This is a genomic window from Flavobacterium cryoconiti (assembly GCF_048158645.1).
Classification (GTDB): Bacteria; Bacteroidota; Bacteroidia; order Flavobacteriales; family Flavobacteriaceae; genus Flavobacterium; species Flavobacterium cryoconiti.
Genome location: NZ_JBLNKW010000010.1, coordinates 65,791 through 88,715 on the forward strand (window position 1 = coordinate 65,791; position 22,925 = coordinate 88,715).

A 22,925-nucleotide genomic window follows, 5' to 3' on the forward strand; every position below is an offset into this window, starting at 1 on the left:
CTGGAAATATTAGAAAGAAAGCTAGAAGTAAACTAGGAGAATTCTTAGTGTTATCTTTCCACATTATGATGTGGTAGAATGCAGCACCTTCTTCGATAAATCGAAGGGTTGCTAAGGCTTCATCGGGTCTAATCCCTCTGCCTTTCTTTATAACATTTCAATACAGTTCTGAACTTAAAGGCACAAATTAACTACTATTTTTTTTAAGAAACAAATTTTTATAGGAATTGATTCTAATTGTTTCATTGAAAAACAATCTGGAAAAGCAACTCACAATTGTCTTTTCGACGAAGGAATAGTACCATTATATGGATTTTCTACTTCGTCGAAAAAACAACTTTAAGTAACAATATCAAGGAATCAAAACCTATCTTGAAATTCGATTTTTTAAATAAAAAGCTCTTCATTCTCTTCTGAATACATTAGAAAAAGCAAAGAATTTGGTACTATTTTTTGTGCCAAAGGATCGTTTTTTGATACTTCAAATCTTGGATGAATCAATTCATTTTTTGAATCGCTACTATTTTCTATTTTGTTCCTGAAACTAAAATTTTTTAGCAACCGAAAGGTTCTTGGGAAATATTTTAATGTTCTCATAATTTTAAGATATTAGCTATTATTTTTCTTTTTAATTAATTATAGATTCTGAAACAAATTCAGAATAAATGAAAAAACCCTTTTAGATAGATATCCAAAAGGGTTTTAAGTTGTATTATAAACTTATACTTTTGGAATCAACAGACGTGAATACACATAATGGCATTAGCACAAATCATGTTTTTGACCTTGGAATTATTTGTTTTCTGTAGATTTAACGTATTCATTTTATTCTTGTTTTTTTATGTTTAAAAAATTACGACCGATGCATTTCAAAAAAAAAGCCTCCCGTTATCCGGGAGGCTTTTGCTATATAAATTTTTAATTTAAATTTAAGCAACAAGCGACCCGCAGGATTTCTCCTGAATGGCTTTTGACATATTGCACACATTAAATTTCATCTTTGTTTTTTTTCTTACAGCAAATATGCTAATTGTTTTTGAATTTTCCAAATAAAATTTAAAAAAAATAACAGCAATTACAATCGTGATTACAACCAAACTCTTTCTTTATATTTCGTTTGATCCAATTGTTGCATTCGATCTGAAATTTTCAAAATATCATTGAGTACACCACGAGCAACAATTTGCTTTCCTGTACCTCCACCCTGAATTATGATTGGATTCACACCGTTAGATTTAGTATAAATTTCAATTATATTATCCGTTCCTTTTAATTGACCTAGAGCGGAATTAATTGGTTCCGAAACTAATTTGACTTCGATAGTATTGCTTTCAACATCTATTTCTCCAATATATCTTAAAACATGATGCTCTTTTTGAGTCAGTTTTGCAATTTTATAGGGAGTATCAAATAAATCTTTACGAGAAGCGTATTCTGATTTTGTGTGTTTCCTATTTAGATTTGGCAGCAATAAAGAGGTGATTTTTACCTCTGTAATCTCAACTTGTAGTTCGATTTCTCTGGCTAAAATCAATACTTTTTCGGCAACATCATTTCCGGATAATTCTTCCCTAGAATCGGCATTAGTATAGCCGAGTTTTTCAGCATCTTGAAGGATTTTCGAAAAAGGAAGCTTTTCATTTCCGAATCTATTAAAGATGTAACTTAATGAACTGGAAAAAACGCCCCGTATTTTCGTGATTTTTTCACCTGAAAAATGCAAGTCCCTAATGGTATTGATAATTGGCACACCTTTACCAACACTTGTTTCGTACAAATAACTTTTATCAAACTTCTTTAAGTTTCTGCGAATTTCTTTGTAAAAATCATGATTCAAAGTATTGGCAATTTTATTAGCCGATACAATATGAAATCCATTTTGTATTAATGAAATATAAGATTTTACCAATTCTGGGCTGGCAGTGGCATCAATAGCGATTAAATTTTCCAATCCTTGGTTTTCTGTATACTCGATAATATCTTCCACTCGGAAAGGAATTGCCGATTGCGCAAAATTAGCTTCCCAAGTATTTTTCAAGCCTTCCTTTTCAAAAAAAGCTAAACTGGAATTGGTTATTATTGGAAAACGCAATTCGATATTCTTCTTTTCAAGAAAAAATTGCTGGCTTTCCAAGACTTGCTGTATTAATGCACCTCCTATATTTCCTATTCCAAAAAGCACGACGTTTATTCTAAGCGTTGACATAATTTGGTTGTTTGTGATTGTTCAAAATGGGATTTAAAATATCTGATAATTGATTGAATTCTATTAAAAAAGCATCATGCCCATGAATCGACTGGATTTGGTGATAAAAAACATTTTGCTTTATATTTTTCAATCCAAAATAGGTTTTGCGGCTTTCATCAACAATAAACAAGTAATCCGAATCAATTGCAACAAGATGAATATTCGCTTGAATAGTATTGGCTACAGCCAAAAAATCTTTTCTATTGCGAGTAATATCATTCGCTTTCAGCAAATGATTCATCAATTTATAAGCTGCTAATCGATACCTGTCTTTCAATTTTAACCCATGATCGAGCAGCCAGTTTTCGATTTGGAGAATGGAGGAACTGTCTAGTTTATTTCTTTGAAATCTTTGATTCACATATCCTGGCGTTCTATATAATAATGTAGCATGTAATCGAGCGTCTACAATAGGGTCATCAGAATGATTAAGAATTTGATCTTGAATCAAAACATTAGCAATTACCCAATCCGTCGCTTTCCAATCTGTAGCAATAGGAATTAGATTTTCAATTTTATCAGGTTGCAAAACTGCCATTTCCCATGCAATTGCACCTCCCAGACTTCCGCCAATAACCGCAAAAAGATTTTCAACTTTCAAAAAAGACAATCCTTCCCAAAAAATCCGAGCAATGTCACGAACGGTGAAATCACGGTAATTATCGATAAGATTTCCAATGACATCATCATATCCATTTCCTGGAATATTGAAAGCGATAACCGTAAAATAATTAGTATCAATGGCCTTATTTTCCCCTATTATACCATTCCACCAACCATTTTTACCACTAACATTTGAATTTCCGGTTAAAGAATGATTCACTAAAATAATTGGATAACTGCCAATAGGCTGACCAAAAACTTGATACGATAAAGAAATGTATGGCTTCTGCTTCCCTATTTCTAAATCAAAATTAAAGAGATCTATTTTTTCTATATTTTTCATTTTAAATAATTTTTAAGACTGAATTGATTAAAATTTGATTTTAACGGTGACAAATTCATGCTACACATTTCTATTTTAAGAAAAACTGCCCTTGGCCTGACCAATAACCAAAGACAGTTTAACTACCAAAAAACAAACTTTTATACCAATTGAGATTTTTTTATACTTTCGAAAACGGCTTTCAAATCTTCTTTCAAATCTTCTATGTCTTCTAAACCAACAGAAAGTCGGATTAAATCTTTAGAAACTCCTGTTGTAATTTGTTCCGCGTCAGACAATTGCTGGTGTGTGGTACTTGCAGGATGAATAATTAGTGATTTTGTATCGCCAATATTCGCCAGAAGAGAGAATATTTTAGTTCCATCAGCTACTTTTTTGGCAGCTTCAAATCCTCCTTTTAATCCAAAAGTGACTACTCCGCTTTGCCCTTTTGGTAAATATTTTTGCACTAAAATATAATATTTACTCGATTTCAATCCCGGGTAGTTTACCCAAGCCACTTCGTCCTGAATTTCCAGCCATTGGGCCAAAGCCAAAGCATTTTCGCTATGTCTTTTGACACGGACTTCTAACGTTTCTAACCCTTGAATGATTTGAAAAGCATTGAATGGACTTAAAGCAGCGCCATAATCTCGCAACCCTTCAATACGGACTTTAGCAATGAAAGCGGCATTTCCAAGTGCATCGTGATACACTAACCCGTGATAACCCGCAGAAGGTTCGGCAAATTCCGGGAATTTCCCATTCGTCCAATCAAAATTTCCTGCATCAATAATAACACCTCCCAGGGAAGTTCCGTTACCTGTTATGTATTTCGTCAAAGAGTGAATGACAATATCAGCTCCGTATTGAATTGGGTTCAGTAAATACGGAGACGCAACTGTATTATCAACAATAAAAGGTACTTTGAATGCTTTGGCTTCAGCCGAAATAGCTCTCAAATCCAATACATCTAATTTTGGGTTCCCCAAAGATTCCACAAAAAATGCTCTGGTATTTTCCTTCACAGCATTTTTAAAATTAGCCGGATCAGATGGATCTATGAATGTGGTGGTGATACCTAATCTTGGCAACGTAACTTTTAATAAATTATACGTTCCGCCATACAAACTGTTAGAAGCCACGATATGATCTCCAGCTTTTAGCAATACCAATAATGTTGTGGCAATTGCAGCAGTTCCTGATGCGGTAACTACCGCTCCAATCCCACCTTCTAAAGTGGCTAATCGCTGTTCCAGAATATCATTTGTTGGATTATTCAATCTGGTATAGATAAATCCGGATTCCGCAAGACCAAAAAGATTGGCGGCATGTTCCGAGTTATTGAAAACATAAGAACTGGTTTGATAAATAGGAACAGCTCTGGTTCCTGCGTTTTTTGTTACGTCGTGTCCTGCGTGTAATGCTTTTGTTGCAAATTTTTGTGTACTCATGATGTTTAGATTTTATAATTAGTATTATTTATTTTGTTTTAATTTTGTTATTAATTTTAGATTGTGATACTTATTGTGTATTCAGATTATTGAGTAAAAAAAAAGTCCTTTTGGATGGCTTACCAAAAGGACTTATAGTTTGAACTATAACAAAGATTATATCTTTCACTTTTGGTAATAGCAAATTGGGATGCACATATGCATCATACAACACACCATCATTTTATTTACTACTGTTTTAATCATTGGATTTTATTTATCAGTTTGACAAAATTGAATTTTTCTTTCTTTTTATTTCTTCAAATTTTCAAATCATGGATTCAACATAAAATAAAAAAACCTCTGCGATTAGCAGAGGTCTTACTTATATATTTTTAAAATTTAAAACTATACAATAGTGCGCTCTGCGGAAGATTCCGGCATCATGCAACACATATTAATAGTAACTAATTTCATTTTTTCCTTATTTGATGAAGCAAAAGTGCAAACTTTTTTTGAATCTACCAAACAAAAATCAATTTATTTTATAAACTCTATAGAAATAGTAGAATATGTTAAATTTCTTCATTTAAATTAAAAAAAACAAAAGATTAATTTGCAATTCAAAATGGTTTCATACATTTGCACCCGAATACAAGAGGAAAAATTTGAACTGATTGCAACCTCTTCATAATGAAATGAATTCATTATGGATACTGAAAATTTTTCAGTAGAAAAAATGCTAAAGCAGAAACTCTTCTTTAGTCCTTTTCAGCAATTATTTTTTCTCGCTTAATTTTAAACTAATAATTATTATGGCCTATTTATTTACGTCAGAATCTGTAAGCGAAGGACATCCAGACAAAATTGCAGATCAAATTTCGGATGCGTTAATCGATAACTTTTTGGCATTTGATGCTGACTCAAAAGTAGCTTGTGAAACTTTAGTAACTACTGGTCAAGTGATTTTGGCTGGTGAAGTAAAATCAAACACCTATTTGGACGTACAACAAATCGCTCGTGACGTAATCAGAAAAATTGGTTACACTAAAAGCGAATACATGTTTGAAGCCAATTCTTGTGGAATCCTTTCTGCTATTCACGAACAATCTGCTGACATCAATCAAGGGGTTGACAGAAAAAATCCTGAAGAACAAGGTGCTGGTGACCAAGGAATGATGTTTGGTTATGCTACCAATGAAACTGATAATTACATGCCATTGGCTCTTGATTTATCACATAAATTATTGCAGGAATTAGCCATTTTAAGACGTGAAAATAACGAAATTACTTATTTGCGTCCTGATGCAAAATCTCAAGTAACTTTAGAATATAGCGATGACAACAAGCCAACTCGTATTGATGCTATTGTAATCTCAACACAACACGATGATTTTGACGAAGAAGCTACAATGTTAGCAAAAATCAAAAAAGACATCGTTGAAATTTTGATTCCAAGGATTATTGCTAAAAATCCTGCACACGCTCATTTATTCAATGATGCAATCCAATACCATATCAATCCAACTGGGAAATTCGTAATTGGAGGACCACACGGAGATACTGGACTTACAGGAAGAAAAATCATTGTAGATACTTACGGTGGAAAAGGGGCTCACGGTGGTGGTGCATTTTCTGGAAAAGACCCAAGTAAAGTAGACAGAAGTGCTGCTTATGCAACCCGTCATATCGCTAAAAATTTAGTTGCGGCAGGTGTTGCTGACGAGATTTTAGTACAGGTTTCATATGCAATTGGTGTTGCAAAACCAATGGGGATTTTTATCGATACTTACGGAACATCAAAAGTAAATTTAACCAATGGTGAAATTGCTAAAAAAGTGGAAGCTATTTTTGACATGCGTCCTTACTTTATAGAGCAACGTTTGAAATTAAGAAATCCTATTTACAGCGAAACAGCTGCTTACGGGCATATGGGACGTACTCCAGAAACGGTAACTAAAACTTTCTCTGCTCCAGGTGGAAACGAAAAAACAGTTACTGTTGAATTGTTTACTTGGGAAAAATTAGATTTTGTTGAACAAGTTAAAACCGCTTTCGGATTGTAATTATCTGAAATTATTTATACCTAGAAAACCATTCGACAAGTGCGAATGGTTTTTTTGCTTTATGACTTTTTCGAAGCAGGTAACATCAATCTTTTTTCGTAATTTGCTTAAATTATGAAAAACCTTATTATAGTATTTTTTTTGGCTTTGTCCTCGGTTGCATATAGCCAAAAACTATTTGCTTCGAAGATAAATCATCTAACTATTGATGCCGATCAATTTTTAGGCTACGACCAATTTGGCTATTATTATACGCTTAAAAACAATGTTTTTTCTAAAATAAAAGACAACGAATCTTTAGAATACAAAAACATTACACTGGGGAAAATCACGAAAGTAGATTTACTAAATCCTTTAAAAATTGTTTTGTTCTACGAAAATTTCAATACCGTTATCCTACTTGACAATCAACTGAACGAAACTCAAAAAATAAACTTTTCAGAAAACCCAATTCCAATAGTTGTGAACGCTATAGGAATTGCTTCTCAAAACCAATTGTGGGTTTACAACAGTTTGAATCAGCAAATTGGGCTTTATGATTATTTAAAAAACGACTATAAAGTCATTTCCACTTCATTCCCGGAAAGCATAAAATACTATCAATCAAATTTTAATGCGTTTTATTGGGTAGATGATAAAAACAATTGGTTGTCCTGTGACATTTTTGGAAAAATAACAAAGAAAGGAAAAACACCTGATTTTGATTCAATAGAAATCATCAACGACAATCAATTTATTTTTTCCAAAAACGCTATTCTGACTATTGAAGACATTGAAAAGAATCAAAAATTCGAAATTGAAATTTTAGAAAAAACGTTTAAAAAATTCTACTACAAAGACCAAATTTTATCTATTTTTACATCAGAAGGAATTACAAATTATAAAATCACAATACCGTAATGCACATAGCAGTAGCAGGAAACATTGGTTCAGGAAAAACAACTTTAACACGATTATTGGCTAAACATTTTAAATGGGAACCCCATTTTGAAGATGTAGTTGACAATCCATATCTGGATGATTTCTATCATCAAATGGAGCGTTGGTCTTTTAATCTACAGATTTATTTCTTGAATAGTCGTTTTCGTCAAATAATGCAAATTCGGGAGAGTGGTAAAAAAATCATTCAGGACAGAACAATTTATGAAGATGCACATATTTTTGCCCCCAATCTATACTCTATGGGTTTGATGACAAATCGTGATTTTCAAAACTATTCTTCTCTTTTCGAATTAATGGAATCAACAGTTAAAGCTCCCGATTTATTAATTTATTTGAGAAGCTCTATTCCAAATCTTGTAGGACAAATTCACAAACGTGGTCGTGAATACGAATCTACAATTTCTATTGATTATTTAAGCCGATTGAATGAACGTTATGAAGCTTGGATTCACACTTACGATAGAGGTAAATTATTAATTATTGATGTTGATAATATTAACTTTGTTGACAATCCTGAAGATTTAGGACACATTTTTAATCGTATCGATGCGGAGTTGAATGGATTATTTTAGAGCAACAAAACAATAAGACAAAAAAATACCTCACAAATTGCGAGGTATTTTTTTTTATTTTCATAAATTTGTAAATCAATACTTTAACCCTTTAATTAGATCGTAAAGTAATTTGTTTTCCCCTTAATTTATCATACATAAAAAATTAATCAACTGATTTTTCTGATTATTAATTAAAATCTAAAAATCATGAGAAACACCAACTTAAAAAACAAAACTGTTTCTTTTTTACTCGTTATTGCGCTTATTATGCAAAGTTGCAGCGTTTATAAAAAAACACCGGTAACTATCGATGAGGCTGTAACTGCAGATAGAAAAATTTTAGTTGTAAAAACAGATAATACAAAACTTAAATTTATCAGAATTGAACAAATTGACGGCATCTATTACGGCCGTAAAAAAATCAAAGGTAAAATTGAAAAAATACCGTTGACCGTAAGTGACATAAAAACGATACGTGTCCTAGACAAAACAGCAACAACAATAGGGAATGTAGCCATTGTAGTAGGTTCATTAGGGATTGTTCTTTTGGTTGTCGCAGGTATAGAACTTTCAAATTGGGATACTACTGATTGGGGCACTTTAAACCTTTAAGGGACACCTATTTGCCCAACAAAAAAATCAAATGCCCTGTTTTCACAGGGCATTTTAACTATCAATTAATTATTTTATTTCAAAGCATCGATTTTTGCCTGAACTTCTTTCTCAGTTCCCTCGAAAACTTGCGTATCCACTTTACCATTTAAGGTTGTCGTTACTGTAGCCACAACCACACCATTGGTACTTGTTTTTTGAATTGAAATTTCTTTAGAAATAACATGAGTCGACATCGCTCCTGCATTCATATATTCACAGGTTTTATTTGTACAACCTTTTGCTTTACATTCTTCTGCTGACATGGAGGTGCATTTCCCTGAAGCCACACAACAAGACGCTTTATCAGAAATGGTATGACTTCCGTTACCTAAAATTGGTGCAATTACAAGACCAATCAAACAAGTTAATTTAATCAAAATATTCATCGATGGTCCAGAAGTATCTTTGAACGGATCACCAACAGTATCTCCAGTAACAGCTGCTTTATGCGCATCAGAACCTTTGTACGTCATTTCACCGTTAATTAACACTCCTGCTTCAAAAGATTTTTTAGCATTATCCCAAGCACCACCTGCATTGTTTTGGAAAACGGCCCAAAGCACACCGGATACAGTAACTCCAGCCATATATCCGCCTAACATTTCAGCAATTAACTGGTTGTTGTCTCCATAAACTAATTTACCAAGTAAAACAATTGCTATTGGAAAACCAATAGTCAAAATTCCCGGTAACATCATTTCGCGTAAAGCGGCTTTGGTAGAAATATCAACACATTTAGCATATTCCGGCTTTCCGGTTCCTTCCATAATTCCAGGAATTTCTCTAAACTGACGACGTACTTCATACACCATATCCATAGCTGCTTTTCCAACAGAATTCATCGCTAAAGCAGAGAAAACTACGGGTATCATTCCCCCAACAAATAACATTGCTAAAACAGGCGCTTTGAAAATATTGATCCCGTCAATTCCTGTAAAAGTTACATATGCCGCAAATAAAGCTAATGAAGTCAATGCAGCCGAAGCAATAGCGAAACCTTTTCCTGTTGCAGCAGTTGTATTCCCAACAGAATCCAAAATATCCGTTCTTGTACGCACTTCTTTTGGTAATTCACTCATTTCAGCAATCCCACCTGCGTTATCAGATATAGGTCCAAAAGCATCGATTGCCAGTTGCATAGCCGTTGTTGCCATCATCGCCGAAGCCGCTAAAGCCACACCATAAAATCCTGCAAAAGCATAAGAAGTCCAAATGGCAGCAGCAAATAATAAAACGGTTGGAAATGTAGAAATCATTCCGGTCGCTAAACCTGCAATTACATTTGTTCCAGCTCCAGTACTCGATTTTTGTACAATTGCCATTACTGGTTTAGTCCCTAATCCCGTGTAATATTCTGTAACAGATGAAATTGTTGCTCCAACTACTAATCCTACGATAGTTGCATAGAAAACTCTCATGGATGAGATATCTTGTATTCCTTCTCCAAAAAATTCCATTTTCATGGTTGTAGGCAACATATATTGTACTAAAAAGAAACAAGCAATAGCTGTTAAAGCTATAGAAACCCAGTTTCCAATGTTTAATGCTTTTTGCACTTGTTTTTCTTTGGCATTAGCATCTGTAATTTTTACCAACATGGTTCCGATGATAGAAAATAATATTCCAAAGCCTGCGATTGCCATTGGCAGTAAAATAGGTCCGATTCCACCAAAAGCATCTTCGATTTTTCCACCCATATCTTTGATAACATAATTACCCAAAACCATGGCTGCCAAAACTGTCGCTACATAAGAACCAAATAAATCGGCACCCATTCCGGCAACGTCACCCACATTATCTCCAACATTATCCGCAATTGTAGCAGGATTACGTGGATCATCTTCTGGAATTCCAGCTTCTACTTTACCAACTAAATCCGCACCAACATCGGCGGCTTTAGTATAAATTCCACCACCAACACGCGCAAACAAAGCAATAGATTCCGCTCCAAGAGAGAAACCTGCTAATGTCTCTAAAACTTTAGTCATGTCTTCAGAAGAAGTCCATACACCATTCATAAAAAAATGAAAAAAGAAAATAAAGAAAGAGGTTAAACCAAGAACGGCTAAACCAGCAACACCCAATCCCATTACTGTTCCACCACCAAAAGAAACTTTTAACGCTTGTGGCAAACTGGTACGGGCAGCTTGTGTTGTTCTAACATTGGTTTTTGTTGCAATTTTCATTCCCATGTTTCCAGCCAAGGCTGAGAAAAATGCTCCGAAAACAAAAGCAACTACTATTAATATATGTGTTGTAGGAACGACAAATGAAACTCCGGCTAAAACGATGCTTGCTCCCACTACGAAGAAAGCCAGTAACCTATATTCTGCTTTAAGGAAAGCTAATGCACCTTCGTAAATATAATCTGAAATCTCTTTCATTTTACCATCTCCAGCGTCTTGTTTTAATACCCAAGCTCTTTTAACCCACATGAACAGAAGTCCTACAATTGCCATAACTATTGGCAAGTAAATCATTATTGTATTCATAAATTTCTTTTGGTTTTTGGTTAGTATTAGTAATGTTACGAAACGAATTTAAACAAAAAAGCAATACTCCTAACGGAATATTGCTTTTTTTGTAAAAATTATAGGTGAAAATTATTTAATACTAAATAATCCCTCTGGTTTGTTTTCAATATCGTTAAAACGCTTAGTACACTCAGCAATAATTGCAAAAGCTTCGTTTATGTCTCCCCAACCTTCAACATCTACTTGTTTATTTTCAAGATCTTTGTAAACTTGGAAGAAATGCTCAATCTCTTTTAACAAGTGTGGGTTAATATCTGAAAGGTTTTCTAATGAATTCCAGATTGGGTCTGAAACTGGTACACAAATGATTTTTTCGTCTGGTCCTTTATCATCTGCCATGTGGAAAACACCGATAGGTTTTACTTCCATTACACATCCAGGAAAAGTTGGCTCGTTTACCAAAACCAAAACATCTAGTGGATCTCCGTCTAATGCTAATGTTTCAGGAATAAATCCATAATCAGCTGGATACATCATTGACGAGAATAACATTCTGTCAAAACGCATTCTTTTTATTTCGAAATCATATTCGTATTTATTTCTACTTCCTCTTGGTATTTCGATTAAGACATCGAAAGTTGTTAATTTGTCTGCAGTCATTTTAGTTTTCTTTTCTATATTTATGGGTGCAAAAATAAGTAAAGAATCCCTTTCAGCAATGAAAAAATTAGGTTATCTGTGGATTAAATTGTAACAAACAGCACTTTAGTAAACCACCGTTCGATTTCTTTTGTTCAAATAATGATGCCACAAAAGATAGGTAGCCACGGAACGATGCGGGCTCCATCTTATAGTATGAACTTCCATATCTTCTTTTTTGTGAATATCCAGTAATTCTTTTATGGTATTTACTACCGCAATATCACCTAATGGCAGTAAATCTGGCTCTTGAAGGCAAAACATTAAATAGATATCAATTGTCCAGTTTCCTATTCCTTTTATCTTAATCAGTTCTTGTCGCACTTGCTCAGCTGTTTTGGTCGGCAAACTTTCTAAATCAATATCTTTATTCAGTATTGCCGTTGATAATGCTTTGATATAAGACGTTTTTTGACGACTTACCCCAAGATTCCTAAATTCTTCATCTGATAAATCAAGAAGTGCCACAGGAACAAAGTTCTTTTCTTTGGCCTTTAACTTTAAAAAAGTCGCTTTGGCTGAATCTATGGATACTTGTTGTTCTAAAATTAACAACACCAAAGTTTCAAATCCTTGAGGTCTTATGGGAATTGTAGGCATCCCATATTGTTCAATGATTGACTTGAAAATGGTGTCTTTTTCTAAAAGATATTCAATGGCTTTTTGCATCGTTTTATTTTTTAATATCTTGAATTAACTTAAATTCAATTAATCATTTTCATTTGTAAAGTAGAATAAAATTTCAATCCAGAGCCATTTGCTACTATTATATTCGGTTTTAAATATCTTTGAAATCTAAAACTTGTCATTTCTTGCATGGCATCAAGATTAGTCAATAGAAGCTTTCCACTATCTGTTTCACCAAAATCAAGCTTGATTGTAACTTTATTATAAGTCCAATTAGAAAAAAATTCTAATGATTGTTCTCCGCCTTGATATCCGAAAATTTGATAGTCATAAGGTCTAGTATTCATAAAGACAATACGTGTTAGGTTATTATTTTTATTATTAAACGAAAAATAACCTTTGTAATATTTGTAAGATGTAAAACTAACTATTGTAATATCATTGTCAACCGAAATATGATATTTAAAATTAGATATATCATTAAAAAAGTCGAAATCTATTACTTTTAAACTATCATAATAAACCGATAACGCAAACCAATGGTCTTCAGTTTCAAGTGGTTCAAAATTTTGAAATGGAGTTGTGTCGCTGTCAAAAGAATTCAGCGGATCGTCAATAAGCATCCAGCTAATATTGTCTTTACTTAATGCTTTAATATTTAAATTATTCTGTACGATATTGTTTGTCAAAGTATCTTTATCATCTTTTAACACAAAATGTTTTACAATATAATTTACGCTTCCTTGGTTGTAATTTTCTTTTAAATTGCGCTTAATTTTTTTGATTATTTCTTTGATATCTTTTTTATTAGACGTTTTTTTTATCACAACAACTTCTTTTAGTCCAATAGTATCATTTAATGTTTTAGTTTTTTTCTGCGAGTAGCTAAATTGAATAATAAAAAATAACACAAGTAGCACATATTTTTTCCCCATTTCTATTTCTTTTTAAATATATTATGAAAAAATTAACAAAAAGTATGCCGATAAGCTTGCGCACTAACGCTTTAATAGGAATTTTAATAATACACTCCGAGAATAGCTCCTAAAAATAGAATCCAAACGATCCTTTTACTGAAAATTTTTGTGTATCCGGTGTATTCAAATAATTTCCTCGCCAAGCAAAATCGATACGGAATACCTTGAAGATATTACCAATTCCTGCACTGTATTCCCAATACACTTTTTCGGGTGCATTGTATATTAAACCAGAAGCGTTAATGGCTTTATTAGCATCCGAAATAGTTCCATAAACTCCTTTGACACCTATTATTTCTCTCCAATTGAGCTTTCTCATAAATGGAATTCTGGAAAAAATTCTTCCGTTGAAGTTATGGTTCCATTCTAAAGTAGCATATTGATCGCTTACAAATTCATAAAAATTAAGGTTACTAAAGGTATTTTCAATTGTAAAATACGTTTGATTTCCTGGAATCACACTCATTAATCCCAAAGGAACTGTTCCAAAAGTTTTACCTAATTCCATAATTATATTTGTACGTCCTAATGGCCCAATAATGATCGGTTGTTTGTAATACAATTGTACTTTTTCATATTGAAAATCGCTATCCAAAAGCCCTTTGAAACCATGACTATAGTTAACAAAAAAGCGACTATAAGGACTGTCTACATTCTCTCTTTCTACTGCAAATCCTATAGTTTTTCTCTTAGGCGTGTATTCAATTTGTAAATTCACCTCTGATTGTTTCACATCACTTTTTGTTATTGTATGTGCTGCATCAGTGTAATAATCCAAACTAAAAGTCTTAGATGCCGATTGTAATGTTCGATAGGAAAATCCGGTTTGAAAGGTTAAGTTTTTAACCGGCTCTATTTCTACACTAATATTACTCAAATTTATATTAGTGAGTTTTCCATTGCTACCCGTTGAAAAAACAGATGATGAAGCAAAGCTCCTGCCCAGAACATCGCTTGTAGAAGTCAAACTTGCGCCTATCTGCTCAACATCTCGCCTGTTTCCTCCTGACAAAATAACTCTATTTTTTTTATCGACCATCCACTTTCCAGAAAATCCATATTTAAATTTATCATCCTTAAAACCATAAGCAGTATACCCTTGTATTCGCCAAGCATCATTAGGACCAAAATAGGTTCTTCCTCCAGCTCTCAAACGAACGCCTTCTACTTCATTATAACCAAACGATGAAAAAATAGGACCATAATCAAAATGCCCAATGGGTAGATAACCGCTGCCAAGTATTTGGACTAAACTATATAATTGCTTAAATTTCTTTACTGTTTGCAAAGTATCCAGCATTTTATAAACGCCTAATTCATCTTTGCTTAAATTTTCAAATCGGTTTTCATGCCAATAATCGTCTGATTTATTATAGACATCATTATCCATATAATTGACCTCATCTTTATAAAAAGCGACCGGTTTTTCTTTATTGAATTCATGATTTCTATAAAAAGAGGTTCGTTTTCCATAGACTCCTTTTGACTTCTCTTTTTTATTTAATGCAAAATCTGACATCAGATAATCACGAGTCAACAAGAAAACAGAATCGTTCATCACTTCAAATTCTTGCTCTAGATAAATATCCTTTACCCAGTTAATATTGGCACTTTTTGTGACCGCCATATTAATTTTTTTGATTGCATAAGTAGAATCATTCACCCAAAAATCACCTTTGAAAGTCAATTCATTTTTTCGTCTTGGATAAAAAATAATATTATAACACCATTTTTTATCAATGACTGCACTATCCTTTAAAACATAATTATAGACATCAATTCCTGTTTTAGACAACGGACTGGTAAAACTTTTATCGAAAAAAGTAAGGTGATTGTCATAAATATTATAATCTGAATACAAATCTTTTACAAAAGATAAAATTTGTTGATTTCCATTAAAACCGGAAGTTTTACTGGCTTTTATTTTCTCTTTTAGTTTCTTTAGTTTATTGTCTCCATACACATCATACAATGATTCATTGATAAAAATAGGCAAATACGTTTTTCCAGTAATCTTAGAAGTATCTACTTGCTTGAAAATAAATTCCATTCCTTTGAACAGCTTATTTTTCATAAAAGCACTATCAATGGTATTCATGTCAAACTCTATTTTCTCATACTTTTCCATTTGGTATTGAGCAAATAAATTTAATCCATTTTTACGCTTGTGCTCCCAAATTTTTCGAAGAATATCAAGTGCCGGATTGTTCTTTTTAGAAGTTTTACCCGTAAAAATAACAACTTCCTTCAAGCTTTCGGCTTCGTTTAACTGAATTTTAAAATTGTAATTCACTGGTTTATTTAAAGTAATTTCTTTTTCAGAAAATCCTACCGATGATATTATTATGACTGTATAGGTTTTAGCTGATTCAATGTAAAAACGTCCATCTTCATTAGAAACGACACCTTCATTGGAATCTTTAAAAACAACATTGGCAAATGGAATGGGCTGATTTGTTTTGTCTAAAACAATACCGCTAACTTTAGTTTGCGCAAAAAGGACGTTTGCGCTAATCAGCAAAAAAAACAAGATAAATAAGAGGAGCTTTTTCATAATCATTCAAAAAAAAACTTCATCAAATAAACAATTGATGAAGTTTCAAATATAGGTATTTAGAAATCTAGATTATTCTAAATTAAGACTGTCGACTGTTAAAGTTTATCTAAAAATCAAATTCTTAAAAAAAATCTATTTTTTATACAATACTTTTTTAACAGCTTTTACAACATCACCTGCATTAGGCAACCATTCTTTAAGCAATACTGGAGAGTAAGGTGCAGGAGTATCAGCTGTAGTGATACGTTGAATTGGTGCATCAAGAAAATCAAAAGCACGTTCTTGAACTAAATAAGTAATCTCAGAAGAAACACTTGCAAAAGGCCAAGCTTCCTCAAGAATTACCAATCTGTTTGTTTTTTTCACAGAAGTCAAAATCGTTTCGAAATCCAAAGGACGAACCGTTCTTAAATCGATAATCTCACATGAGATTCCTTCTTTTGCTAATTCATCAGCAGCGATGTATGCTTCTTTAATGATTTTCCCAAAAGACACAATCGTTACATCCGTTCCTTCACGTTTGATATCAGCAACCCCAATTGGAATCGTATACTCACCATCTGGAACTTCCCCTTTGTCACCATACATTTGTTCTGATTCCATGAAAATCACAGGATCATTATCACGAATAGCTGATTTCAATAATCCTTTCGCATCATAAACATTAGATGGAACAACTACTTTAAGACCTGGAGTGTTAGCAAACCAGTTTTCAAGTGCTTGTGAGTGTGTCGCTCCTAATTGTCCTGCCGAAGCCGTTGGACCACGAAAAACGATAGGCACATTGAATTGTCCTCCAGTCATTTGACGCATTTTAGCAGCATTATTTATTATTTGATCAATCCCCACTAAACAGAAATTGAAAGTCATATATTCCACAATTGGTCTACACCCGTTCATTGCTGAACCTACTGCAATTCCTGTAAAACCAAGTTCTGCAATCGGAGTATCAATAACTCTTTTTTCGCCAAATTCAGCAAGCATTCCTTTTGATGCTTTGTAGGCACCATTGTATTCTGCAACTTCTTCACCCATTAAGTATATGGACTCATCGCGACGCATTTCTTCACTCATAGCTTCGCAAATGGCCTCTCTAAATTGTATAGTTCTCATAGTTGTATGTTGTATGTGTGTAATTTTCGAAAAGCAAAAATAAATATTTTAAACCACTTAAAAGCATAAATCACTTTAAAATAATCAGGAGCTATTTCCGGCTATACGCTATATCTTCCTGTGGTTAAAGGAACCACAGGAAGGATACCGCTGCTATCCGGGCTACGAAATCGATGTAATATTGATAATTTGTACATTTCAAGCAACTTCCCTCCTGAATTTAAACATTAAATAGAGAAGTCGAAAGCAACAATTTGATTGCTTTTTGTTTAATTTTTTTCATTAATTCATTCAAATCCATAAGCAACCTTTCTCTTATTAAAAAAATATCCCGCTTTTATTACAAAATTGCGAAATCGTAATAGTATCTATAAATATTATGCACGCATAGTAAATTATTCAAAATATTATTCTAATTTTGTAAAAGAAATTTAGAATAATAAAAAACATACTTATGAAAATATTAGTTTGCATCAGCCACGTTCCTGATACTACTTCAAAAATTAATTTCGTCAATGGTGACTCTGAATTCGACACTAATGGCGTACAATACGTAATAAATCCAAATGATGAATTTGGTTTAACACGTGCTATTTGGTTCCAAGAACAACAAGGTGCAACCGTAACAGTTGTCAATGTAGGAGGACCAGAAACCGAACCAACTTTAAGAAAAGCATTAGCTATAGGCGCAAACGAAGCCATTCGTGTAAACGCAACTCCTACAGACGGATTTTTTGTTGCCAAACAACTTGCCGAAGTAATTAAAAATGGCGCATACGATGTTATCATAGCCGGAAAAGAATCGCTGGATTATAATGGCGGAATGGTTCCTGGAATGATTGCCGGAATCCTGGGTTATAACTTCCTAAATTCTTGCACAAGCCTTACTGTTGATGGAACTAATGTAAAAGCAGTTCGTGAGATTGACGGTGGAAAAGAAACAGTAAGCACTACTTTGCCTTTAATCATTGGTGGACAAAAAGGATTAGTTGAAGAAAAAGACTTGCGTATTCCTAACATGAGAGGAATTATGACGGCAAGAACCAAAGTACTGACTATCCTTGAACCAGTTGAAGCTTCAGTAAACACTAAAGCGGTGAAATTTGAAAAACCAGCCCCTAAATCAGCAGTGAAATTAATTTCACCTGACAATTTAGATGAATTAATCAATTTATTACACAACGAAGCTAAAGTAATCTAACTGTCATAAAGTCGAATGTCGAAAGTCGAAAGGATAGAAGTTGACAATAATTTCCCTTTATGACTTTAGACTTTAAAACTTTAAGACTAAAACAAAAAATTATGTCAATATTAATATATGCAGAATACGCAGAAGGAAAATTCAAGAAAGTAGCTTTCGAATTAGCTTCTTATGCAAAAAAAGTAGCCGAATCATTAGGAACAACTGTTACAGCCGTAACCGTAAACGCTGGAGATGTTTCGGAATTATCAAAATACGGAGTAGACAAAGTTTTAAAAGTAAACAACGATAAATTATCTGGATTTACTGCAAAAGCATATGCCGATGTAATCAAACAAGCTGCTCAAAAAGAAAGTGCTAAATTAATTTTGCTTTCATCCACAACAGACAGTATTTACCTTTCATCACTTGTGGCAGTAGCTCTGGAAGCTGGATTTGCTTCAAATGTGGTAGGTTTACCAGTAAGCACAGCTCCTTTTCAAGTAAAAAGAAATGCATTTTCAAACAAAGCTTTCAATATCACTGAAATTGCGACTGATATAAAAGTACTTGGTCTTGCAAAAAACTCTTATGGTGTTTTTGAAAACGCAACCACTCTAACCGAAGAAGATTTCAATCCAACAATTGGAGACAATGATTTTGGTGTAAAAGTAGAATCCGTAGAAAAAGGTTCCGGAAAAGTTTCTATTGCCGATGCTGACATCGTAGTCTCAGGTGGACGTGGTTTGAAAGGACCTGAAAACTGGGGAATGATTGAAGAATTAGCTTCGGTACTTGGTGCTGCAACAGCTTGTTCAAAACCAGTTTCAGATTTAGGTTGGAGACCTCATAGTGAGCACGTAGGACAAACAGGAAAACCAGTTGCAACTAACTTGTATATTGCAATAGGAATTTCGGGAGCTATCCAGCACATTGCAGGGATCAACTCTTCTAAAGTAAAAGTAGTCATCAATAGCGACCCGGAAGCACCGTTCTTCAAAGTAGCTGATTACGGAATTGTGGGAGATGCTTTTGAAATTGTACCAAAATTGATTGAGAAATTTAAAGCTTTTAAAGCTCAGCACTCATAATTCAACAAATCTATATAAATTGCTACCTAAAAAATAAGATATTTGTATCTTTGCTTTTAGGTAGCTTTTTTTTGCAAAAAAATTGCTACTGATTTTTATTAAAAAAACAAGTACAGCGTACTTTCCCATTTTCACAACTATGAGCTTAGTTAAATTATCTATAAAAGGAATTTCATACAGTCAAACCCAAAACGGAGCTTATGCTCTAATTTTGAATGAGGTTGATGGAGAAAGAAAACTACCTATAGTAATCGGAGCATTTGAAGCCCAATCTATCGCTATTGCTTTAGAAAAAGAGATCAAACCACCTCGTCCTTTGACACATGATTTATTCAAAAATTTTGCTGAGCGTTTCGATATTGTTGTAAAACAAGTCATTATCCATAAATTAGTTGATGGTGTTTTTTACTCCAGTATCATTTGTGAAAGAGATAAAATTGAAGAAATTATAGACGCAAGAACATCCGATGCAATTGCTTTGGCACTACGTTTTAATGCGCCAATTTTCACCTATAAAAACATCTTGGATAAAGCTGGAATTTATTTGAAGGCAAATCCGCTTGAAGCCAATAAAGATTCCCAAGAAATTGACGATGTTCTTTCTAATCCGGACACTTTTGGCCATGAAGAAGAAAGCAATCAATCCGGCGAAACCTATTCTAAACATAGTTTACAGGAGTTGAACGAATTACTGGACCAAGCTGTATCTCATGAAGATTATGAAAAAGCCGCTAAAATTAGAGATGAAATTTCAAAAAGAGAATCGTAATTTGTTTAATTATTGATTTGTTTAATTGCTAATCCAACATTCGTTTCACGATTAAACCAAAATCGATTAACCGATTAATCCCCAAATAAAATGAAGCAATATTTAGATTTAGTGCAACACGTTATGGAAAACGGTTGCCAAAAAGGAGACCGTACCGGAACAGGGACTAAAAGTGTATTTGGTTATCAAATGCGTTTTGATTTAAGTGAAGGTTTCCCAATGGTTACTACAAAAAAACTACATCTAAAATCTATTATTTATGAATTGCTTTGGTTCCTCAAAGGAGACACTAACATTAAGTATCTTCAAGAAAATGGCGTGAAAATATGGGATGCCTGGGCTGATGCCAATGGAGATTTAGGTCCGGTTTATGGTCATCAGTGGCGCAACTGGAATAGCGAAGAAATAGATCAGATTACCGAACTAATTACGGAACTAAAAACCAATCCAAACAGCCGTAGAATGCTTGTTTCGGCTTGGAATCCTTCTGTACTTCCTGATACAAAAAAATCATTTGACGAAAATGTAGCCAATAACAAAGCGGCGTTACCGCCATGCCATGCTTTTTTTCAGTTCTATGTTTCCGACGGCAAATTATCCTGTCAATTATACCAAAGAAGTGCCGATATTTTCTTGGGCGTTCCTTTTAACATTGCTTCTTATGCGTTATTGACCATGATGATTGCACAAGTTTGCGAATTAGAAATCGGTGAATTTATTCACACTTTTGGCGACGCACACATTTACAACAATCATTTTGAACAACTGGAATTACAATTATCACGCGAGCCAAAACCATTACCAAAAATGATTTTAAATCCAGCAATAAAAAATATATTCGATTTTGATTTTGACGATTTTACACTAGAAGGCTATGAGCCACATGCCCTAATAAAAGGGAGTGTTGCGGTATAAAACAACATCCGTTTAAAAAATTAAAATCACCGATAAAACAAAATAAAAAAATCCGCTTCACAGCGGATTTTTTAATACTAGATTAGACAGATAAAACACTGTTTTCAGCACCCGCAAATTCATTCCATATAAATGAATCGGCTTCAGGCTCATTTACAAACTCTCCATCGATTACATATTTAAACTCATAAGAGGCATCTTTATTCAAGTCGTATGTAGCTTTGAAAGTACCATTTTTCAATTTACTTAAAACTCCTTCGGCTAAATTCCAGTTATTGAAATCACCAACCACAGATGCTGATTTAGCTTGCTTTGCTTCTACCGAAAATGTAACTTTACAAACCGGTTTTGTTTTTACAAATTGTTTCTTTATTGACATAACTATTTCATTTTTAGAATTATGTGACAAAGAAAATAAATTCAATTGAAGTTTCGACAAAGCCTATGAAGTTTTAGCATAAAGCTACAAACTATGTTAATTTTTAAACAAATTGCTAATTTAACAAGTTTATAATTTTATTTCCAAAATAAGAAAACGTTTTCTTACTAAATAATCCCGAATCAAAATTGTGCCTTTTCAAAATAAAATTTATCTTTATAAACAAAATTTAACCTATGGAAAAAGAACAACACGAACAATATGAGTATGCTAGAAGGCGAATTAAACAAAAAAAGAGGTTGTATATCCATTTTGTTTTATTCCTTTTAGGGAGTTTTTTTTTATTTGTAGCCAATAAATTTTTTGCTATTGATGTAGAGGCTGATTGGTACATTTGGGGAATTACAATCTGGTTTTTTATATTCATTTTACATTTTATAAAAGTTTACATTACAGATCGGTTTATGAATAAAAATTGGGAAAGAGAACAAATAGATAGACTTGTAACTTTACAGAAAAAAAAAATCACTCAATTACAAACAAAGATTAACGAAGAATCCTCTACATAAAATTTAAAGAACTATGATAGTAATGATTGCGGCAGTTGCCGAAAATAATGCTCTTGGAAAAAATAATGAATTAGTTTGGCATCTTCCTAATGATTTCAAAAGATTCAAAACACTGACTTCAGGACATCATATCATAATGGGACGCAAAACATTTGAAAGTTTCCCTAAACCACTACCAAATAGAATCCATATTGTTATTTCCAGACAAGAAGGATACCAACCGGAAGGCTGTATTGTAGTTGATAGTATGCAAAAAGCATTAGAAATTTGTCCCATTAACGAAACGTCATACATCATAGGCGGCGGAGAAATTTATAACCTGGGTCTTACTTTTACAGATAAAATTGAAATCACGAGAGTTCATCATAATTTTGAAGCTGATGCTTTTTTTCCTGAAATTAATCTTGATGAATGGGAAATCATAGCATCTGAATTTAATCAAAACGATGAAAAGCATCTTTACGATTATACGTATCAAACTTTTTCCAGAAAATAAAAAACATCCCATATGGGATGTTTTTTTTTAATCAATGAAAAGAGAATGACCTATTCTTGAAACAGTATTTGATAACATAAAATAAAAATCACAAACACTAATAATACTCCAGAAATGAAGATAATAGTATTTGATGATTTTTGAGAATACATCTCAAAAAAGCCTTTAATACCAAATACCACGAAGGTACTAAAGACAAAGAAAATTAAAATTTCCAAAAACAAATTTAATCCTAAGAACGTATGTTGCGCTTTAAA

21 protein-coding genes and 1 riboswitch are annotated in these 22,925 nt (G+C 33.1%); of the genes, 10 read left to right on the forward strand and 11 right to left on the reverse strand.

Annotation, left to right across the window (positions count from 1 at the left end; genetic code table 11):
• Positions 1–47: 47 nt before the first annotated feature.
• Positions 48–156, reverse strand: a riboswitch (SAM riboswitch).
• Positions 157–387: 231 nt separating this feature from the next.
• The 4 genes from ACM55H_RS14385 to ACM55H_RS14400 all read right to left on the reverse strand — a co-directional run bounded on the left by ACM55H_RS14385 (position 388) and on the right by ACM55H_RS14400 (position 4,627).
• Complete coding sequence (locus ACM55H_RS14385) at positions 388–597, reverse strand: hypothetical protein (RefSeq protein ID WP_416837165.1); 210 nt, start codon at positions 595–597, stop codon at positions 388–390.
• Positions 598–1,087: 490 nt separating this feature from the next.
• Positions 1,088–2,206 carry a homoserine dehydrogenase family protein gene (locus ACM55H_RS14390; protein WP_416837166.1) on the reverse strand — a complete coding sequence of 373 codons (1,119 nt, stop codon included), beginning with the start codon at positions 2,204–2,206 and terminating at the stop codon, positions 1,088–1,090.
• Positions 2,193–3,194 carry an alpha/beta fold hydrolase gene (locus ACM55H_RS14395; RefSeq protein WP_416837167.1) on the reverse strand — a complete coding sequence of 334 codons (1,002 nt, stop codon included), beginning with the start codon at positions 3,192–3,194 and terminating at the stop codon, positions 2,193–2,195. Before ACM55H_RS14395 ends, ACM55H_RS14390 begins: the two co-directional genes overlap by 14 nt.
• 140 nt (positions 3,195–3,334) lie before the next feature.
• Positions 3,335–4,627, reverse strand: a complete 1,293-nt coding sequence (locus ACM55H_RS14400) for an O-acetylhomoserine aminocarboxypropyltransferase/cysteine synthase family protein (protein WP_416837168.1) — start codon at positions 4,625–4,627, stop codon at positions 3,335–3,337.
• Between the two features lie 794 nt (positions 4,628–5,421).
• On the opposite strand from ACM55H_RS14400, the gene metK reads away from it, so the two are divergent.
• From metK to ACM55H_RS14420, 4 genes are all read left to right on the forward strand, one after another.
• Positions 5,422–6,672: a methionine adenosyltransferase gene (metK, locus tag ACM55H_RS14405; protein ID WP_416837170.1), complete on the forward strand. Its 1,251-nt coding sequence runs from the start codon at positions 5,422–5,424 to the stop codon at positions 6,670–6,672.
• 114 nt (positions 6,673–6,786) lie between these two features.
• Positions 6,787–7,572 carry a hypothetical protein gene (locus ACM55H_RS14410; protein ID WP_416837171.1) on the forward strand — a complete coding sequence of 262 codons (786 nt, stop codon included), beginning with the start codon at positions 6,787–6,789 and terminating at the stop codon, positions 7,570–7,572.
• Entirely contained in the window at positions 7,572–8,186 is a 615-nt protein-coding gene (locus ACM55H_RS14415) for a deoxynucleoside kinase (RefSeq protein ID WP_039110805.1), read from the forward strand. Before ACM55H_RS14410 ends, ACM55H_RS14415 begins: the two co-directional genes overlap by 1 nt.
• Before the next feature lie 189 nt (positions 8,187–8,375).
• Positions 8,376–8,780 carry a hypothetical protein gene (locus tag ACM55H_RS14420; RefSeq protein ID WP_416837172.1) on the forward strand — a complete coding sequence of 135 codons (405 nt, stop codon included), beginning with the start codon at positions 8,376–8,378 and terminating at the stop codon, positions 8,778–8,780.
• A gap of 74 nt (positions 8,781–8,854) precedes the next feature.
• Here the strand turns inward: ACM55H_RS14420 and ACM55H_RS14425 are convergent, their stop codons facing one another.
• The 6 genes from ACM55H_RS14425 to ACM55H_RS14450 all read right to left on the reverse strand — a co-directional run bounded on the left by ACM55H_RS14425 (position 8,855) and on the right by ACM55H_RS14450 (position 17,269).
• Positions 8,855–11,314 (reverse strand): sodium-translocating pyrophosphatase, encoded by a 2,460-nt coding sequence (locus ACM55H_RS14425; protein WP_416837174.1) that lies wholly within the window; start codon positions 11,312–11,314, stop codon positions 8,855–8,857.
• 111 nt (positions 11,315–11,425) lie between these two features.
• Positions 11,426–11,956 carry an inorganic diphosphatase gene (locus ACM55H_RS14430; RefSeq protein ID WP_416837175.1) on the reverse strand — a complete coding sequence of 177 codons (531 nt, stop codon included), beginning with the start codon at positions 11,954–11,956 and terminating at the stop codon, positions 11,426–11,428.
• Between the two features lie 105 nt (positions 11,957–12,061).
• Positions 12,062–12,664: a DNA-3-methyladenine glycosylase family protein gene (locus ACM55H_RS14435; RefSeq protein WP_416837176.1), complete on the reverse strand. Its 603-nt coding sequence runs from the start codon at positions 12,662–12,664 to the stop codon at positions 12,062–12,064.
• Between the two features lie 35 nt (positions 12,665–12,699).
• The gene (locus ACM55H_RS14440) at positions 12,700–13,557 is read right to left on the reverse strand and encodes a hypothetical protein (RefSeq protein ID WP_416837177.1); all 858 of its coding nucleotides are present in this window, start codon (positions 13,555–13,557) and stop codon (positions 12,700–12,702) included.
• Positions 13,558–13,666: 109 nt separating this feature from the next.
• On the reverse strand, positions 13,667–16,153 hold the full coding sequence (locus tag ACM55H_RS14445; protein WP_416837178.1) for a DUF5686 and carboxypeptidase-like regulatory domain-containing protein: 2,487 nt from the start codon (positions 16,151–16,153) through the stop codon (positions 13,667–13,669).
• Between the two features lie 135 nt (positions 16,154–16,288).
• On the reverse strand, positions 16,289–17,269 hold the full coding sequence (locus ACM55H_RS14450; RefSeq protein WP_039110800.1) for a pyruvate dehydrogenase complex E1 component subunit beta: 981 nt from the start codon (positions 17,267–17,269) through the stop codon (positions 16,289–16,291).
• Between the two features lie 454 nt (positions 17,270–17,723).
• On the opposite strand from ACM55H_RS14450, the gene ACM55H_RS14455 reads away from it, so the two are divergent.
• The 4 genes from ACM55H_RS14455 (at position 17,724) to ACM55H_RS14470 (ending at position 21,224) form a co-directional block, all read left to right on the forward strand.
• Positions 17,724–18,470 carry an electron transfer flavoprotein subunit beta/FixA family protein gene (locus ACM55H_RS14455; protein WP_416837179.1) on the forward strand — a complete coding sequence of 249 codons (747 nt, stop codon included), beginning with the start codon at positions 17,724–17,726 and terminating at the stop codon, positions 18,468–18,470.
• 101 nt (positions 18,471–18,571) lie between these two features.
• Positions 18,572–19,540 carry an electron transfer flavoprotein subunit alpha/FixB family protein gene (locus tag ACM55H_RS14460; protein ID WP_416837180.1) on the forward strand — a complete coding sequence of 323 codons (969 nt, stop codon included), beginning with the start codon at positions 18,572–18,574 and terminating at the stop codon, positions 19,538–19,540.
• Between the two features lie 139 nt (positions 19,541–19,679).
• Entirely contained in the window at positions 19,680–20,309 is a 630-nt protein-coding gene (locus tag ACM55H_RS14465; protein ID WP_035668411.1) for a bifunctional nuclease family protein, read from the forward strand.
• Between the two features lie 90 nt (positions 20,310–20,399).
• Positions 20,400–21,224: a thymidylate synthase gene (locus ACM55H_RS14470; RefSeq protein WP_416837181.1), complete on the forward strand. Its 825-nt coding sequence runs from the start codon at positions 20,400–20,402 to the stop codon at positions 21,222–21,224.
• Between the two features lie 82 nt (positions 21,225–21,306).
• Here the strand turns inward: ACM55H_RS14470 and ACM55H_RS14475 are convergent, their stop codons facing one another.
• Complete coding sequence (locus ACM55H_RS14475) at positions 21,307–21,603, reverse strand: isoamylase early set domain-containing protein (protein WP_416837182.1); 297 nt, start codon at positions 21,601–21,603, stop codon at positions 21,307–21,309.
• Positions 21,604–21,839: 236 nt separating this feature from the next.
• On the opposite strand from ACM55H_RS14475, the gene ACM55H_RS14480 reads away from it, so the two are divergent.
• A complete protein-coding gene (locus ACM55H_RS14480) occupies positions 21,840–22,172 on the forward strand; it encodes a 2TM domain-containing protein (protein ID WP_416837183.1) in 333 nt (110 codons plus the stop codon).
• A 13-nt stretch (positions 22,173–22,185) separates the two neighbouring features.
• Positions 22,186–22,668: a dihydrofolate reductase gene (locus ACM55H_RS14485; protein WP_039110794.1), complete on the forward strand. Its 483-nt coding sequence runs from the start codon at positions 22,186–22,188 to the stop codon at positions 22,666–22,668.
• Positions 22,669–22,925: the final 257 nt, after the last annotated feature.